The organism is Neobacillus fumarioli NBRC 102428 (genome assembly GCF_001591485.1).
GTDB classification, from domain to species: domain Bacteria; phylum Bacillota; class Bacilli; order Bacillales; family Cytobacillaceae; genus Neobacillus; species Neobacillus fumarioli.
Genome location: NZ_BCUZ01000001.1, coordinates 42544 through 58182, shown reverse-complemented (window position 1 = coordinate 58182; position 15639 = coordinate 42544). Strand labels below are relative to the sequence as shown.

Genomic DNA, 15639 nt, shown 5'->3' with positions numbered 1-15639 from the left:
CTTTTAAAGGAGGTGGCACTTTGACGATTCAATGGTTTCCCGGCCATATGGCCAAGGCCCGCAGAGAAGTCACGGAAAAATTAAAATTAGTGGATATTATTTTTGAATTGATCGATGCCAGAATTCCGTATTCATCAAGAAATCCGATGATTGATGAAATTATCCATCACAAGCCGAGGCTTGTTTTATTAAATAAGGCTGATATGGCTGATCAAGAGGTGACGAAGGAATGGATTTCCTTTTTTGCTGGACAAGGATTCAGATCGTTGGCTGTAAATGCTCAAGCTGGGGAAGGGCTAAAGGAAATTGTGCAAGTGTCAAAGGAAATTTTGCAGGAAAAATTTGACCGGTTAAAAGCTAAAGGAGTAAAACCGAGAGCGATTCGGGCAATGATTGTTGGAATTCCTAATTCGGGTAAATCAACGCTGATCAACCGCTTGGTGAAAAGAAACATCGCTAAAACTGGAAATACTCCGGGTGTAACCAGATCACAACAATGGATTAAAGTTGGCAAGGAAATGGAGTTACTTGATACTCCGGGGATATTGTGGCCGAAATTTGAAGATCAGGAAGTTGGAATGAAACTGGCCATTACTGGAGCGATTAAAGACACGCTTTTGAATTTACAAGATTTAGCCGTTTATGCATTGAAATTTTTGGAACGGGAGTATCCCGAGCGTTTAAAGGAAAGATACAAGTTTTCTGAAATACCGGATGATTTAGTAGCTTTATTCGACCATATCGGGACATTAAGGGGCTGTTTAACTGGCGGTGCGATGGTTGACTACGATAAAGTAGCAGAATTGGTGATAAGAGAAATACGTTCACAAAAATTTGGACGGCTTTCCTTTGAAAGGCCAATAGACCTACAAACGAAGGAAATGAATCGATAAGAAAATAAGGCTCCCCTTTTAAGGGAGCTTTTATAATGTGGGTGGAGGAGTATGAAACAATTAGCGATATCCCAAATTGCCGAGCTGCTTGCAAGGGAGGAAGAAGCCGGCTCCCTTATTCACGAGTTGGAACAAGATAAGCGAAAAGGTGTGCAGGCATTGCTTGTCAAGTGGAAAAAACAAAAGGAACAAGAAAAGCTTTTAAAGGATAAATTTCTGGCGATGACAAAATATGAACAAAATTTGCGGTATCAGGGGTTCAAGTTGATCGCAGGAGTAGATGAAGTAGGAAGAGGTCCACTTGCCGGTCCTGTTGTCGCCGCTGCTGTTATTCTGCCAGAAACATTTTTCTTGGCAGGAATTGACGATTCGAAAAAACTTACAGAAAAAAAACGTGAAGAATATGATGAAGTGATCAGAAGAGATGCATTGGCAGTCAGTATTGCAGTTATCGATGCAGATGAAATTGATAAAATCAATATTTATCAGGCGACAAAAAAAGCAATGAAAACTGCTATTGCTTCACTAGATCCAAAACCGGAAGCCGTACTAATTGATGCAGTTGAATTGGAAATCCCCTTTCGATCGGAATCGATTATAAAAGGTGACGCCAAAAGTGTTTCCATTGCAGCTGCCTCAATCGTGGCCAAAGTTGCCAGAGATCGATTCATGAAAGAAATTGCTCAAGAGTATCCTGAATATGGATTCCAAAAAAATATGGGATATGGCACGAAGGACCATCTGCGTGCTCTTGAGAAATATGGCGTTACCCCTTTTCACAGAAAAACTTTTTCTCCGGTTAAAGAATTACTGTAGCCAAACCTCTTTCAAAAAAATAGTTAAGCAGGCATTATTTGCCTGCTTAACTATTTTTTCTATAAAGTAATTTTCAGCTGCTTACGATAGCATAGTATCATTTTTACCGCTGTTTTATTTTACCAAACTGAAAAATAATATAATTAATTACTAATTGGTGGACAAGGTTTGCGACATTATATACAATGTAAACGGAGTCAAATTTGCAAACAGTATGATTTAGGAGGATGGAACATGAATATCCATGAGTACCAGGGGAAAGAAATCCTCAGAAAATATGGGGTAACAGTGCCAAATGGAAAAGTAGCCTTCACAGTTGAAGAGGCTGTTGAAGCTGCAAAAGAATTAGGCACACAAGTATGTGTGGTCAAAGCACAAATTCATGCAGGCGGTAGAGGAAAAGCCGGCGGTGTTAAGGTTGCTAAAAACCTTGATGAGGTTCGTACATATGCAAGCGAAATCCTTGGGAAAACGTTGGTTACACACCAGACAGGTCCTGAAGGTAAAGAAGTAAAACGCCTCTTGATCGAAGAAGGCTGTGATATTAAGAAAGAATATTATGTCGGTTTAGTTTTGGACCGTTCTACTTCTCGCGTTGTGCTAATGGGTTCTGAAGAAGGCGGTACTGAAATCGAAGAAGTTGCAGCGAAAACACCTGAGAAAATTTTCAAAGAAGAGATCGACCCTGTACTCGGGTTAATGCCATACCAAGCTCGCAGACTTGCCTTTAATATCAATATCCCGAAAGAACTAGTCAATCAAGCAGTTAAATTTATGACTGGCCTTTACAATGCGTTCGTTGATAAGGATTGCTCAATTGCTGAAATTAACCCGTTAGTTGTTACCGGAGACGGTAAAGTAATGGCTTTGGATGCAAAATTAAACTTTGACTCCAATGCACTATATCGTCAAAAAGATGTATTAGAATATCGTGACCTTGAAGAGGAAGATCCAAAGGAAATCGAAGCATCTAAATATGATTTAAGTTATATTGCTTTAGATGGTAATATCGGCTGTATGGTAAACGGTGCCGGCTTGGCAATGGCTACGATGGATATCGTTAAATACTACGGCGGAGAACCGGCAAACTTCCTTGATGTCGGCGGCGGTGCGACAGCTGAAAAAGTAACAGAAGCATTTAAAATTATCCTTTCTGATCCAAACGTAAAAGGTATCTTTGTCAATATCTTTGGCGGAATCATGAAGTGTGATGTTATTGCTGAGGGTGTAGTAGAAGCAGCTAAACAAGTTGGACTTTCCATTCCGTTAGTAGTCCGCTTAGAAGGCACAAATGTTGACTTAGGAAAGAAAATTCTTTCTGAGTCAGGTCTGAACATTACTGCTGCTGAATCTATGGCAGACGGCGCCCAAAAAATCGTTTCATTGGTGAAATAGGATCGAAGAAAGGGGAATTATTGTGAGCGTATTTATTAATAAGGATACAAAAGTTATTGTGCAAGGGATTACAGGCGGAACTGCCCGTTTCCATACAAAGCAAATGCTTGAATATGGTACAAAAATTGTCGGAGGGACTTCTCCTGGTAAAGGCGGTCAAGAAGTAGAGGGTGTTCCTGTTTTTAATACAGTGAAAGAGGCTGTTGAAGCAACTGGTGCAACAGCATCGGTTATCTATGTACCGGCACCGTTTGCTGCGGATTCCATTATTGAAGCTGTAGATGCAGAATTAGATCTTGTGATCTGCATAACTGAACATATTCCGGTTCTAGATATGGTGAAGGTTAAACGTTACATGGAAGGCAAGAAGACTCGTCTTGTCGGCCCTAACTGCCCTGGAGTTATTACAGCAGATGAATGTAAAATCGGTATTATGCCTGGCTACATTCATACAAAAGGCCATGTTGGTGTTGTTTCCCGCTCTGGTACATTAACATATGAGGCTGTTCATCAATTAACCCAAGCTGGTATTGGTCAGACAACGGCTGTTGGGATTGGTGGCGACCCTGTTAACGGAACAAACTTTATCGATGTATTAAAAGCATTTAATGAAGATCCTGAAACATATGCTGTCATTATGATCGGTGAAATCGGAGGAACAGCTGAAGAAGAAGCAGCAAGATGGGTAAAAGAAAACATGACCAAGCCTGTCGTCGGCTTTATCGGCGGACGTACTGCACCTCCAGGGAAACGTATGGGCCATGCAGGAGCGATTATCTCCGGTGGTAAAGGTACAGCTGATGAAAAAATCCGCGTGATGAACGAATGCGGAATTAAAGTTGCAGATACACCGTCTGTTATGGGTGAAACATTAATCGAAGTGCTTAAAGAAAAAGGTCTATACGAAAAATGCAAAACCCATTAATTTAACATAATCTTCAAGATGGTAGCAGATAGTCCCTCGATAAAATGAGGGGCTATTTCATTATCATTATAATTTATTACCGGGAGGTTTTACATTGAATGGATGCATTTAGAGAAAAGTTAATTGCTCTGTTGCATGAGCCAAATTATTCATGGAATACAATTTTTCAAATCTTAAAAAGAGACCCAATGCTCGAATATTTTTACTCGTTTAGCTCCCTTAGTAATCCCCAACAAGAGTTTTTCCAATCCTTCGCCCAAAACACTTCTGGAAAAGCATTTAATCCCGAAAAAATTCGCAAGAAAATCCAAGAATATGATAAGAATGGTATTGCTGTCATTACGATCTTTGATAAAGTATATCCCCAGTACTTAAAGGAAATTTATCAGCCGCCATGGGTGCTATTTGCGAAAGGGGATGTATCCCTGCTTGAGGTGGAACCGAAACTGGCTGTAGTTGGTTCGCGGCAAGCCACTCAATATGGAAAAAATGCAATTCGGATGTTGTTTCCCGAGTTAATTAAAAGCGGTGTTCTTATTGTCAGCGGTCTGGCAAAAGGAATTGATGCCCTCGCTCATGAATATGCGATGAAAAATGGTGGCAAAACCATTGCAGTAATTGCCGGAGGATTGTATCATATTTATCCGAAAGAAAATTTGAAGCTAGCATTAGAAATGATGAAAAGCGGGCTGATTCTTTCAGAATACCCTCCTGATACTAAACCCCTAAAATGGCATTTTCCAGCTCGGAATCGAATTATCAGCGGTATGAGCCGTGGAACTTTGATCGTAGAAGCAAAAAGAAAAAGCGGCTCCCTCATTACGGCAAATTATGCTGTACATGAAGGAAGAGAAGTTTTTTCGCTGCCGGGAAGCATCTTTAATCCGTATTCTATTGGAGCAAATGAATTAATTCAACAGGGTGCAAAATTAGTAATTAGTGCCGAGGATATTTTAGAAGAGATTATGGATAAGATTTATTTAAAAACATAAAAAACCATTAAAATTTTCAAATTTGAAGGTTTTTTTGGTATAAATGAAGAAAAAATAGCATAAAAAGGTTGAAATTATTTCTAATCTGTTATACATTTTCCAACAGATGTTTAAAAAAGAATTAACTTGAGTAATTTTAAACGGCAATGAACATATAAATTTGGGATGTGCGGTTTTGCAGAAGTATTTTATCCGATTCTTATGAAGCGGGATGTAAGAAAATTTTTTCGAATGGCAAGCATCTATGAATGGCTTTTGCCGGATTCTTGAGACTACACTTTCCCTCTAAGGAGGATATTGATTAATGGCAGATTTTCTTGTAATCGTAGAATCGCCAGCAAAAGCGAAAACGATCGAACGATATCTGGGAAAAAAATATAAAGTAAAAGCATCAATGGGCCATGTCCGTGATTTGCCGCGTAGTCAAATGGGGGTTGATGTTGAACATAATTTTGAACCAAAGTATATTACCATCCGGGGCAAGGGACCTGTATTGAAAGAATTAAAAACAGCAGCCAAAAAAGCAAAACAAGTATATCTCGCAGCCGACCCTGACCGTGAGGGAGAAGCTATTGCCTGGCATTTGGCTCACAGTTTGGAAATCGATATCCATTCAGACTGCCGAGTTGTATTTAATGAAATCACCAAGGATGCAATTAAGGAATCTTTTAAGCATCCTCGTCCCATCAATATGGATTTGGTTGACGCCCAGCAGGCACGAAGGATTTTGGACCGTCTTGTCGGATATAATATCAGTCCACTTCTATGGAAAAAAGTAAAAAAGGGCCTTAGCGCAGGGCGTGTTCAGTCCGTAGCGGTCAAGCTGATTATTGACCGGGAAAAAGAGATCAAAGCTTTTATCCCGGAAGAATATTGGACAATTGAAGGAGAGTTCCTAAAGGGAAAAGACCAATTCAGCGCAGATTTTTATACTTTAGAGGGCAAGGATAAAACTGAGTTGAAATCCGAACAAGATGTCAATAATGTTTTGCAAGGATTGGATGGAAATAAATTTACGGTAACTGCGGTCACGAAAAGAGAGAGAAAACGAAACCCGGCACCACCGTTTATTACGTCTTCTCTGCAGCAGGAAGCTGCAAGAAAATTAAATTTCCGTGCCAAGAAGACGATGATGCTGGCTCAGCAGCTTTATGAAGGTATTGAACTTGGCAAAGAGGGGACGGTCGGTCTTATTACATATATGAGAACGGATTCAACTCGTATATCGGAGATCGCACAAAAGGAAGCGGCAGATTATATCAGACAGGAATTCGGCGAAAATTATTTAAAGGAAGAGACTCGTAAAGAGAAGAAACAGACAAATACCCAAGATGCCCATGAAGCAATCCGTCCGACAAGTACATTTCGAACTCCTGAAAGTATGAAGGAATTTCTTTCAAGAGACCAATTTAGACTATATAAATTAATTTGGGACCGTTTTTTAGCAAGCCAAATGGCGCAGGCAGTAATGGATACCATGAGTGTTGATTTACAAAATGGCAATGTTCTGTTTCGTGCCACAGGTTCGAAGATTAAATTTCCGGGATTTATGAAAATTTATGTAGAAGGTTCCGATGACCAGACAGAAGAGAAGAAAGATAAATTGCTTCCAGAGTTAAAGGTTGGCGATGAGGTATTTAAGAAGGATATTGAACCGAAACAGCATTTTACCCAGCCGCCTCCAAGGTATACAGAGGCAAGACTCGTCAGAACATTAGAAGAACTTGGAATCGGCCGACCGTCCACATATGCACCGACTTTGGATACTATCCAAAACCGCGGTTATGTTGCGCTTGATAATAAACGTTTCGTTCCTACTGAACTTGGTGAAATTATCAATGACCTGATCCTTGAATTTTTTCCAGATATTCTTGATGTGGAATTTACCGCAAAAATGGAACAGGACTTGGATAATATTGAAGAAGGAAAGATTCCTTGGGTTCAAGTTATTGACGAATTTTATAAAGAGTTTGAAACTCACTTAAAAAAAGCAGAAGAAGAAATGCAATCAATTGAGATAAAAGATGAACCTGCTGGGGAGGACTGTGACCTTTGCGGCAGCCCAATGGTATTTAAAATGGGCCGATATGGAAAGTTTATGGCTTGCAGTAATTTTCCAGATTGCCGCAATACAAAACCAATTGTTAAAGAAATTGGCGTCACCTGTCCGAAATGTAAAGAAGGAACCATTGTTGAGAGAAAGAGCAAGAAAAAACGCTTATTTTACGGGTGTAGCCGTTTCCCTGAATGTGACTTTATTTCTTGGGATAAACCGCTTCCAAGAAGCTGTCCTAAATGTGAAGGACTCCTCGTAGAGAAAAAATTGAAAAAAGGAGTTCAGGTACAATGTACCAATTGTGACTACAAAGAAGAACCGCAAAGCTAAGAGTGGGGATTTCTCCACTCTTTCATTTATGTTTTTAGCTTGTAACTTCAAAAAAGACTAAAAACTTTTTTCTTTTTGCTTCATGTAGTACAATGCAAGATGGACTTTTAGCGAGGGAAAGCTAAATTCAACTGTCTTTTCAAATTATATTCTTGTTGTGATAGATTTTATAAGGAAGCGTCAGGAGGCCGAATATGGATATGATGACAATAAATGTGGTGGGGGCTGGTCTTGCAGGAAGTGAAGCTGCTTGGCAGATCGCTAGGCGCGGTGTGAAGGTGAAACTTTATGAGATGCGTCCTGTCAAACAAACACCAGCCCACCATACAGATAAATTTGCTGAGCTTGTTTGCAGTAATTCTCTTCGGGCAAATACTTTAACAAATGCAGTTGGTGTATTAAAGGAAGAAATGAGAAAACTGGATTCTGTTATTATTGCTGCTGCGGATGCCTGTTCAGTACCTGCTGGTGGGGCGCTTGCGGTTGATCGCCATGAGTTTGCCGCCAAAGTAACCAAAATGGTGAAGAATCATGAAAATGTAACAGTGATACACGAAGAGGTAACGGAAATTCCCGAAGGTCCTACTGTTATTGCGACCGGCCCGTTGACTAGTCCGGAGCTTTCAGCAAAATTAAAAAATTTAACAGGCGAGGAATATCTTTATTTTTATGATGCTGCAGCCCCAATTATTGAAAAAGACAGCATTAACATGGAAAAAGTATATTTAAAATCCCGCTATGATAAGGGAGAGGCAGCCTACTTAAACTGCCCTATGACTGAGGAGGAGTTTAATCGTTTTTACGATGCACTTATCTCGGCAGAAACAGCTCCATTGAAAGAATTTGAAAAAGAAATATTTTTTGAAGGTTGTATGCCGATTGAAGTTATGGCGGCAAGAGGTAAAAAAACGATGCTATTCGGTCCATTAAAACCTGTAGGTTTAGAGGATCCAAGAACGGGAAAACGTCCCTTTGCTGTTGTTCAGCTTCGTCAGGATGATGCGGCAGGAAAACTTTTTAATATGGTGGGATTCCAGACACATTTAAAGTGGGGTGCTCAAAAGGAAGTTTTTCGAATGATTCCAGGACTTGAAAATGCTGAAATTGTGCGGTATGGTGTGATGCATCGCAATACGTTTATTAATTCGCCGAAGGTTCTTAAAGCTACCTATCAATTCCGAGGACGTGAAGATTTATTTTTTGCTGGTCAGATGACTGGCGTAGAAGGCTATGTAGAATCCGCTGCAAGCGGCCTGATTGCCGGAATTAATGCTGCCCGTCTTGTTCGAGGACAGCAGCCTGTTGAATTTCCTCAAGAAACAGCAATAGGAAGTATGGCTCGGTATATTACGACAACAAGCCCAGACCATTTCCAGCCCATGAATGCGAATTTTGGGCTGTTTCCTGAGCTGCCTACAAGAATTAAAGGAAAACAGGAAAGAAATTTACAATATGCTGAGCGGGCATTGCAAACAATTCAGAACTTTGTGAAGGTTTTGTGAATATGTTGCAAGGGTATAAGAAGTGTGATACGATTTAGTAGCCCTTGCAGATGAAATCAATTTAAATATTTTCTTAAATTTAAATAAAAGGGTATTTACAAAAGCCGCCCATTTTATGCACAATATAAAGCTGGAGTCTTGTTCATTTCGAAAATAAGACATTTCTTTTTTAAACATCTTTATACATCCGGCATATTTTCGTTGCTCACGACATATATAGAGAAGTCAGAATGAAGGAATTGTATATCGGATATTTGAAGAGTAATTAGAAATGGTTTTAGTAACGGAAACTTCCTCGTTACATACAGTAATCCAGGCCTTTAATCATGAGAATACTCCAAAAGGAGGAGAGCCAATTGAATCAATTTCATGCAACAACAATATTTGCTGTTCAACATAAAGGTGAATGCGCAATGGCGGGTGACGGCCAAGTAACATTTGGCAATGCGGTTGTCATGAAGCACACGGCAAGAAAAGTAAGAAAGATCTTTAATGGGAAAGTATTAGCTGGTTTTGCTGGATCTGTTGCAGATGCATTTACACTTTTTGAATTGTTCGAGGGAAAGCTTGAAGAATTCAACGGAAATCTGCAAAGAGCTGCTGTTGAACTTGCAAAAGAATGGCGCAGCGATAAAGTTTTACGTAAGCTGGAGGCCATGCTAATTGTAATGGATAAAGAAAATTTATTGCTTGTTTCGGGTACCGGTGAAGTAATCGAACCGGATGATGGAATTCTTGCAATTGGTTCAGGTGGAAATTATGCTTTGGCGGCTGGCCGCTCCTTAAAGCGATACGCGGGAGACCACCTAACTGCAAATGAAATTGCGAAAGCTTCTTTGGAAATGGCTGCAGAAATTTGTGTCTACACGAACCACAATATTATTGTGGAAGAGCTATAACGGGAAGGAGAATAGAAATGGGCAAAACAACCAATTTAACTCCCCGGCAAATTGTGGAGAAACTTGACCAGTATATTATCGGCCAAAAGGATGCTAAGAAAGCTGTTGCAGTTGCTCTCAGGAATCGCTACCGCAGAGGCCTGTTAAATGAAAAAATGAGGGACGAAATTATCCCTAAAAATATTTTGATGATCGGTCCAACCGGAGTAGGGAAAACAGAAATTGCCAGAAGAATTGCCAAACTTGTTGGTGCGCCTTTTGTAAAAGTCGAAGCGACAAAGTTTACAGAAGTAGGCTATGTCGGCCGCGATGTTGAATCAATGGTTCGCGATCTTGCTGAAACAGCGGTGCGTTTAGTAAAAGAAGAGCGGATGCAAAGTGTAAAGGAACGGGCAGAAGAGAATGCCAACAGCAGGATTGTTGAGCTGTTAGTTCCATCAGCCAAAAAAAATACAAATTATAAAAATCCATTAGAAATGTTATTTGGCGGCGGAACCGCCTCTTCAGAACAAGAGACGCACCAAGAAGACTGTTCTGTTCAGGAAAAGCGCAAGATTGTCAAAGAAAAGCTGGCTCTTGGCCAATTAGAAGATGAAATTGTAACGGTAGAAGTTGAGGAACAAACTCCGTCCATGTTTGATTTGCTTCAAGGTTCCGGCATAGAGCAAATGGGAATGAACATGCAGGATGCTCTTAATAGCTTGATCCCGAAAAAGCGGAAAAAAAGAAAATTAACGGTCCGTGAAGCAAGAAAAGTATTAACAAATGAAGAAGCATCAAAATTGATTGATATGGATGAAGTGACATCTGAAGCAATTTTTCGTGCTGAGCAAACCGGGATTATTTTTATTGATGAAATCGATAAGATTGCAAGCCGTAATTCCGGTGGTTCATCTGCTGATGTATCAAGGGAAGGGGTCCAAAGGGATATTTTGCCTGTTGTGGAAGGATCGACCGTTGTAACCAAATATGGCCCGATCAAAACCGATCATATACTATTTATTGCTGCCGGTGCATTTCATATGGCAAAACCATCAGATTTAATTCCGGAACTTCAAGGGCGCTTCCCAATTCGTGTTGAGTTATCTAAACTGACTGTTGACGATTTTCTAAAAATCTTAATTGAACCTAATAATGCTTTAATAAAACAATATCAAGCATTATTAGAAACAGAAGGTATAGAAATTGAATTTTCTGACGATGCTATTCGTAGAATTGCAGAAATAGCGTTCGAGGTGAATCAAAATACAGATAATATTGGAGCAAGACGGTTGCATACGATATTGGAAAAGCTATTAGAAGATCTTTCGTTTGAAGCGCCAGATATTTCTATGGGAAAAGTGACTATTACTCCACAATATGTGGATGAAAAACTTGGTGCCATTTCGAAAAATAAAGACTTAAGTCAATATATTTTATAAAAAAAGAATCGGTGATTTTTCCCCGTTTCACTTATCTAATTTTCATAAAGATTATGGTAATAAAAAAACTTAATAATGGTAGTAGTTTTAGGAGGAAGAACAAATGGACTTACTTACAAAAACAAGAAGAATTAATGTTTTATTGCAAAAGGCAGCTGGAAGGCCGGTAAATTTCAAAGAAATGGCGGATACATTAAGCGAAACGATTGAAGCCAATATATATATCGTAAGTCGCCGCGGGAAATTGCTTGGTTTTTCCATATATCAACAGATTGAAAATGAAAGAATGAAGAAGATGTTTGAGGAACGCCGATTTCCGGAAGAATACACCGAAAGCTTATTCAACATTCGGGAAACTTCATCAAATCTTGATATCGAAAGTGAGTATACAGCTTTCCCTGTAGAAAATAGAGACTTATTCCGTGAAGGACTAACCACGATTGTTCCAATTATTGGCGGAGGGGAACGCTTGGGAACCTTAATTCTGGCAAGACTGCATGAAAAGTTTCATGATGACGATCTAATCCTTGCCGAATATGGGGCGACCGTAGTCGGCATGGAGATTTTACGTGAAAAATCAGAAGAAATTGAAGAAGAGGCTAGAAGCAAAGCCGTTGTCCAAATGGCAATCAGTTCATTATCCTATAGTGAACTTGAGGCAATTGAGCATATTTTTGAAGAGCTTAATGGACATGAAGGTTTATTAGTCGCTTCAAAGATTGCCGACCGTGTTGGAATCACCCGCTCTGTTATTGTGAATGCTTTAAGGAAATTGGAAAGTGCCGGTGTTATTGAGTCCAGATCCCTTGGGATGAAAGGGACCTATATTAAAGTTCTAAACGATAAATTTTTAGTTGAACTTGAAAAACTAAAGACAAGTTAATTTAATGTGACAATTCCCAGCACATGCTGGGGATTTTTTTCTGAAATGAAATCTTGATTTCTTAAGTAGTGATATGCTATATTAATTCATGGTGTTAATACACACGTTCATGGATTTGAACAGATGGTGCTTAAGATTAAGTCTCTGTTTAAAAATGAAATGGACGGAGGAAAATAAAACCATTTAGGAGGATCATTATGTCAGTTATTTCAATGAAACAATTGCTTGAAGCTGGTGTACATTTTGGACACCAAACACGCCGCTGGAATCCTAAGATGAAGAAATATATCTTCACTGAGCGTAACGGCATTTACATTATCGACCTTCAAAAAACAGTGAAGAAGGTAGAAGAAGCTTACAATTGGGTAAAAGATCTTGCTGCAAACGGCGGTACGATCCTATTTGTCGGCACAAAAAAACAAGCTCAAGATTCTGTTAAAGAAGAAGCAATCCGTTCCGGCATGTATTATGTTAACCATCGTTGGTTAGGCGGAACATTAACAAACTTTGAAACCATTCAAAAGCGTATTGCACGTTTAAAGGAAATTGAAAAAATGGCTGAAGACGGTACTTTTGATGTCCTGCCGAAAAAAGAAGTTGTTCAAATTAAGAAAGAACAAGAACGTCTTGAAAAATTCCTTGGCGGAATCAAAGACATGAAGCAGCTTCCAGATGCTTTATTTATTATCGACCCTCGTAAAGAGCGCATTGCAGTTGCTGAAGCTAAAAAGTTAAATATTCCGATCGTAGGTATTGTTGATACAAACTGTGACCCGGATGAAATTGATGTTGTGATTCCTGCAAATGACGATGCAATTCGTGCGGTTAAGCTGCTAACTGGCAAAATGGCAGATGCTATCCTTGAAGCAAAACAAGGTGAAGAAGCTGCAGTTGTAGAAGCTTAATTGATATGATGTACTAATAAAAAGGTGATAAGAGGGAGCACCCTTTATCACCTTTTTTTAAAGACAACTTGCTAAACTCTCTAAACACAAAGAAGGTTTATTAAAGCTTGCAATGGCTAAGCTAGAAATACATAGTATTTTAAGGAGGATCTTATAATGGCAATTACTGCTCAAATGGTAAAAGAACTTCGCGAAAAAACAGGCGCAGGGATGATGGATTGCAAAAAAGCATTAACTGAAACAAATGGTGATATGGAAAAAGCAATTGACTTTTTACGTGAAAAAGGCATTGCTAAAGCAGCAAAAAAAGCAGACCGGATTGCAGCAGAAGGTTTAACTTCCATTTTAACAAATGGGAACGATGCTGTTATTCTTGAAGTTAACTCTGAAACAGACTTCGTTGCAAAAAATGAAGGCTTCCAAACCCTTGTTAAAGAACTTGGCGAACATCTTCTGAAAAACAAACCAGTAACAGTTGAAGATGCTTTGAAACAAACAATGGACAATGGAGCAACTGTTGAGGACCATATTAATGCTGCAATTGCTAAAATAGGTGAAAAACTGACCCTTCGCCGCTTCAAAGTAGTATCCAAGACTGACAATGATGCATTTGGTGCTTACCTGCATATGGGTGGACGCATTTCTGTATTAACAGTTCTTGAAGGTACAACAGATGCTGATGCAGCAAAAGATGTAGCAATGCATATCGCTGCTTTAAATCCGAAATATGTTTCCCGCGACCAAGTTTCTCAAGAAGAAGTGGAGCATGAGCGCCAAATCCTAACTCAGCAGGCTCTTAACGAAGGTAAGCCGGAAAATATCGTTCAAAAAATGGTGGAAGGCCGTCTTGGCAAATACTTTGAAGAAGTATGTGTACTTGATCAGGCATTCGTTAAGAACCCTGACCAAAAGGTTCGCCAATTTGTTGAATCTAAAGGTGCCAAAATCCGTGAATTTATCCGTTACGAAGTAGGAGAAGGCATTGAAAAGCGTGAAGATAACTTCGCAGAAGAAGTTATGAATCAAATCAATAAAAAATAGTAAACCATTCCAGTTAAACACAGGTAACGGGATGCTAGTAAAGCATATTGAATAGGGGACACGTTGTGTTCCCTATTTTTAAAGGTCAAAGTTATAATTATGGAGGTTTATATGAGCAATCCTAAGTATAAACGCGTTGTTTTGAAATTGAGCGGAGAGGCACTTGCCGGGGATTCCGACTTTGGCATTAAACCTTCTGTTATTAAATCCATTGCCGTTCAAGTAAAGGAAATTGCCGATTTGGGCGTTGAGGTAGCTGTTGTCGTAGGCGGCGGAAATATTTGGCGCGGGAAAATCGGCAGTGAAATGGGAATGGACCGTGCAACTGCCGATTATATGGGGATGCTTGCCACAGTTATGAATTCCCTAGCACTGCAAGACAGCCTTGAACAATTAGGGATTGAATCACGTGTTCAAACTTCAATTGAAATGCGTCAGGTTGCTGAACCATACATCAGACGCAGGGCAATTAGGCATTTAGAAAAGAAACGTGTTGTCATTTTTGCTGCTGGAACAGGAAATCCGTACTTCTCGACAGATACGACTGCTGCCTTAAGAGCAGCCGAAATAGACGCAGAAGTGATTCTTATGGCGAAGAACAATGTCGATGGTGTATATTCAGCAGACCCTAGGGTAGATGCTTCTGCAACAAAATATGAAGATTTATCATTCCTTGATGTGTTGAAAGAAGGATTAGCAGTCATGGATTCCACTGCATCTTCATTATGTATGGACAATGATATTCCGTTAATTGTGTTCTCCATCATGGAACAAGGAAACATTAAAAAAGCTATCATGGGTGAAAAAATCGGAACAATCGTAAGGGGGAAAAACTAATGCCACAACAAGTCATTAATTCGGCCAAGGAAAGAATGACAAAAGCGATTCAAGCCTTTACAAGGGAACTTGCCAGCATTCGTGCTGGGAGAGCGAATGCGTCCATGCTGGACAGAATTACAGTAGATTACTATGGTGCACCAACTCCAGTTAACCAGCTTGCCGGAATTACAACACCGGAACCAAGACTGTTAGTTATTCAGCCATATGACAAATCTATTCTTGGAGAAATTGAAAAAGCGATTCTAAAGTCGGATCTCGGCCTAAATCCATCAAACGATGGTTCCATTATCCGGATCGCCATCCCGCAATTGACAGAAGAGCGCCGTCGTGAACTTGTTAAGGTTGTTAAGAAAGAATCAGAGGAAGCAAAAGTTGCCGTTCGCAACATTCGCCGTGATGCGAACGATGAACTAAAGAAGCTGGAAAAGAACGGCGAAATCACGGAGGATGCACTACGCGGTTATTCTGATGACATTCAAAAAATCACAGATGATCATATCAATAAAATTGATCAAATTACAAAAGACAAAGAAAAAGAAATTATGGAAGTCTAAATGTACAGACCCTCTTTTTAGGGGGTTTTTTCACTATATTAGGACTATAAATTGGCAGGAAAAACAGTTTTTCGTGTACATAGTTTATGAATAGAGATATCTTGCCGTTTTTTTGGTATGATAAAAACATGTTTTTACGCTATTATTTTTCTTTACATATTAGTACAATAGATTTACTGGGCTAATT

14 protein-coding genes are annotated in these 15639 nt (G+C 39.5%); all 14 read left to right on the top strand.

Going from position 1 to position 15639, the window contains the following annotated elements; all coding sequences use genetic code 11:
- Window positions 1-20 precede the first annotated feature (20 nt).
- The 14 genes from ylqF to frr all read left to right on the top strand — a co-directional run bounded on the left by ylqF (window position 21) and on the right by frr (window position 15452).
- Window positions 21-893: a ribosome biogenesis GTPase YlqF gene (gene ylqF / locus BFU02S_RS00265; RefSeq protein WP_066365016.1), complete on the top strand. Its 873-nt coding sequence runs from the start codon at window positions 21-23 to the stop codon at window positions 891-893.
- Between the two features lie 51 nt (window positions 894-944).
- A complete protein-coding gene (rnhB, locus tag BFU02S_RS00260) occupies window positions 945-1709 on the top strand; it encodes a ribonuclease HII (RefSeq protein WP_066365015.1) in 765 nt (254 codons plus the stop codon).
- Window positions 1710-1943: 234 nt separating this feature from the next.
- Window positions 1944-3104 (top strand): ADP-forming succinate--CoA ligase subunit beta, encoded by a 1161-nt coding sequence (sucC, locus tag BFU02S_RS00255; RefSeq protein WP_066365014.1) that lies wholly within the window; start codon window positions 1944-1946, stop codon window positions 3102-3104.
- Window positions 3105-3126: 22 nt separating this feature from the next.
- Complete coding sequence (gene sucD, locus BFU02S_RS00250) at window positions 3127-4029, top strand: succinate--CoA ligase subunit alpha (RefSeq protein ID WP_066365012.1); 903 nt, start codon at window positions 3127-3129, stop codon at window positions 4027-4029.
- A 98-nt stretch (window positions 4030-4127) separates the two neighbouring features.
- The gene (dprA, locus tag BFU02S_RS00245; RefSeq protein ID WP_066365005.1) at window positions 4128-5021 is read left to right on the top strand and encodes a DNA-processing protein DprA; all 894 of its coding nucleotides are present in this window, start codon (window positions 4128-4130) and stop codon (window positions 5019-5021) included.
- A gap of 304 nt (window positions 5022-5325) precedes the next feature.
- Window positions 5326-7407 (top strand): type I DNA topoisomerase, encoded by a 2082-nt coding sequence (gene topA, locus BFU02S_RS00240; RefSeq protein ID WP_066365003.1) that lies wholly within the window; start codon window positions 5326-5328, stop codon window positions 7405-7407.
- 194 nt (window positions 7408-7601) lie between these two features.
- Window positions 7602-8909 carry an FADH(2)-oxidizing methylenetetrahydrofolate--tRNA-(uracil(54)-C(5))-methyltransferase TrmFO gene (gene trmFO / locus BFU02S_RS00235; RefSeq protein WP_066365002.1) on the top strand — a complete coding sequence of 436 codons (1308 nt, stop codon included), beginning with the start codon at window positions 7602-7604 and terminating at the stop codon, window positions 8907-8909.
- Between the two features lie 356 nt (window positions 8910-9265).
- Window positions 9266-9808 (top strand): ATP-dependent protease subunit HslV, encoded by a 543-nt coding sequence (gene hslV / locus BFU02S_RS00230; protein ID WP_066364999.1) that lies wholly within the window; start codon window positions 9266-9268, stop codon window positions 9806-9808.
- A 17-nt stretch (window positions 9809-9825) separates the two neighbouring features.
- Window positions 9826-11229 (top strand): ATP-dependent protease ATPase subunit HslU, encoded by a 1404-nt coding sequence (gene hslU, locus BFU02S_RS00225; protein WP_066364996.1) that lies wholly within the window; start codon window positions 9826-9828, stop codon window positions 11227-11229.
- Window positions 11230-11332: 103 nt separating this feature from the next.
- A complete protein-coding gene (gene codY, locus BFU02S_RS00220; RefSeq protein ID WP_066364993.1) occupies window positions 11333-12112 on the top strand; it encodes a GTP-sensing pleiotropic transcriptional regulator CodY in 780 nt (259 codons plus the stop codon).
- Window positions 12113-12309: 197 nt separating this feature from the next.
- The gene (gene rpsB, locus BFU02S_RS00215; RefSeq protein ID WP_066364990.1) at window positions 12310-13017 is read left to right on the top strand and encodes a 30S ribosomal protein S2; all 708 of its coding nucleotides are present in this window, start codon (window positions 12310-12312) and stop codon (window positions 13015-13017) included.
- Between the two features lie 156 nt (window positions 13018-13173).
- Window positions 13174-14058 (top strand): translation elongation factor Ts, encoded by an 885-nt coding sequence (gene tsf / locus BFU02S_RS00210; RefSeq protein WP_066364987.1) that lies wholly within the window; start codon window positions 13174-13176, stop codon window positions 14056-14058.
- Window positions 14059-14169: 111 nt separating this feature from the next.
- Complete coding sequence (gene pyrH / locus BFU02S_RS00205) at window positions 14170-14895, top strand: UMP kinase (protein ID WP_066364983.1); 726 nt, start codon at window positions 14170-14172, stop codon at window positions 14893-14895.
- Window positions 14895-15452 (top strand): ribosome recycling factor, encoded by a 558-nt coding sequence (frr, locus tag BFU02S_RS00200; protein WP_066364975.1) that lies wholly within the window; start codon window positions 14895-14897, stop codon window positions 15450-15452. Before pyrH ends, frr begins: the two co-directional genes overlap by 1 nt.
- Window positions 15453-15639 lie beyond the last annotated feature (187 nt).

Bases quoted from the DNA above. Each gene is read 5' to 3' on its own strand.
- rnhB (WP_066365015.1), top strand. From the start codon at position 945: ATGAAACAATTAGCGATATCCCAAATTGCCGAGCTGCTTGCAAGGGAG.
- topA (WP_066365003.1), top strand. From the start codon at position 5,326: ATGGCAGATTTTCTTGTAATCGTAGAATCGCCAGCAAAAGCGAAAACG.
- pyrH (WP_066364983.1), top strand. From the start codon at position 14,170: ATGAGCAATCCTAAGTATAAACGCGTTGTTTTGAAATTGAGCGGAGAG.
- rpsB (WP_066364990.1), top strand. From the start codon at position 12,310: ATGTCAGTTATTTCAATGAAACAATTGCTTGAAGCTGGTGTACATTTT.
- tsf (WP_066364987.1), top strand. From the start codon at position 13,174: ATGGCAATTACTGCTCAAATGGTAAAAGAACTTCGCGAAAAAACAGGC.
- hslU (WP_066364996.1), top strand. From the start codon at position 9,826: ATGGGCAAAACAACCAATTTAACTCCCCGGCAAATTGTGGAGAAACTT.
- trmFO (WP_066365002.1), top strand. From the start codon at position 7,602: ATGGATATGATGACAATAAATGTGGTGGGGGCTGGTCTTGCAGGAAGT.
- dprA (WP_066365005.1), top strand. From the start codon at position 4,128: ATGGATGCATTTAGAGAAAAGTTAATTGCTCTGTTGCATGAGCCAAAT.
- frr (WP_066364975.1), top strand. From the start codon at position 14,895: ATGCCACAACAAGTCATTAATTCGGCCAAGGAAAGAATGACAAAAGCG.
- codY (WP_066364993.1), top strand. From the start codon at position 11,333: ATGGACTTACTTACAAAAACAAGAAGAATTAATGTTTTATTGCAAAAG.
- sucC (WP_066365014.1), top strand. From the start codon at position 1,944: ATGAATATCCATGAGTACCAGGGGAAAGAAATCCTCAGAAAATATGGG.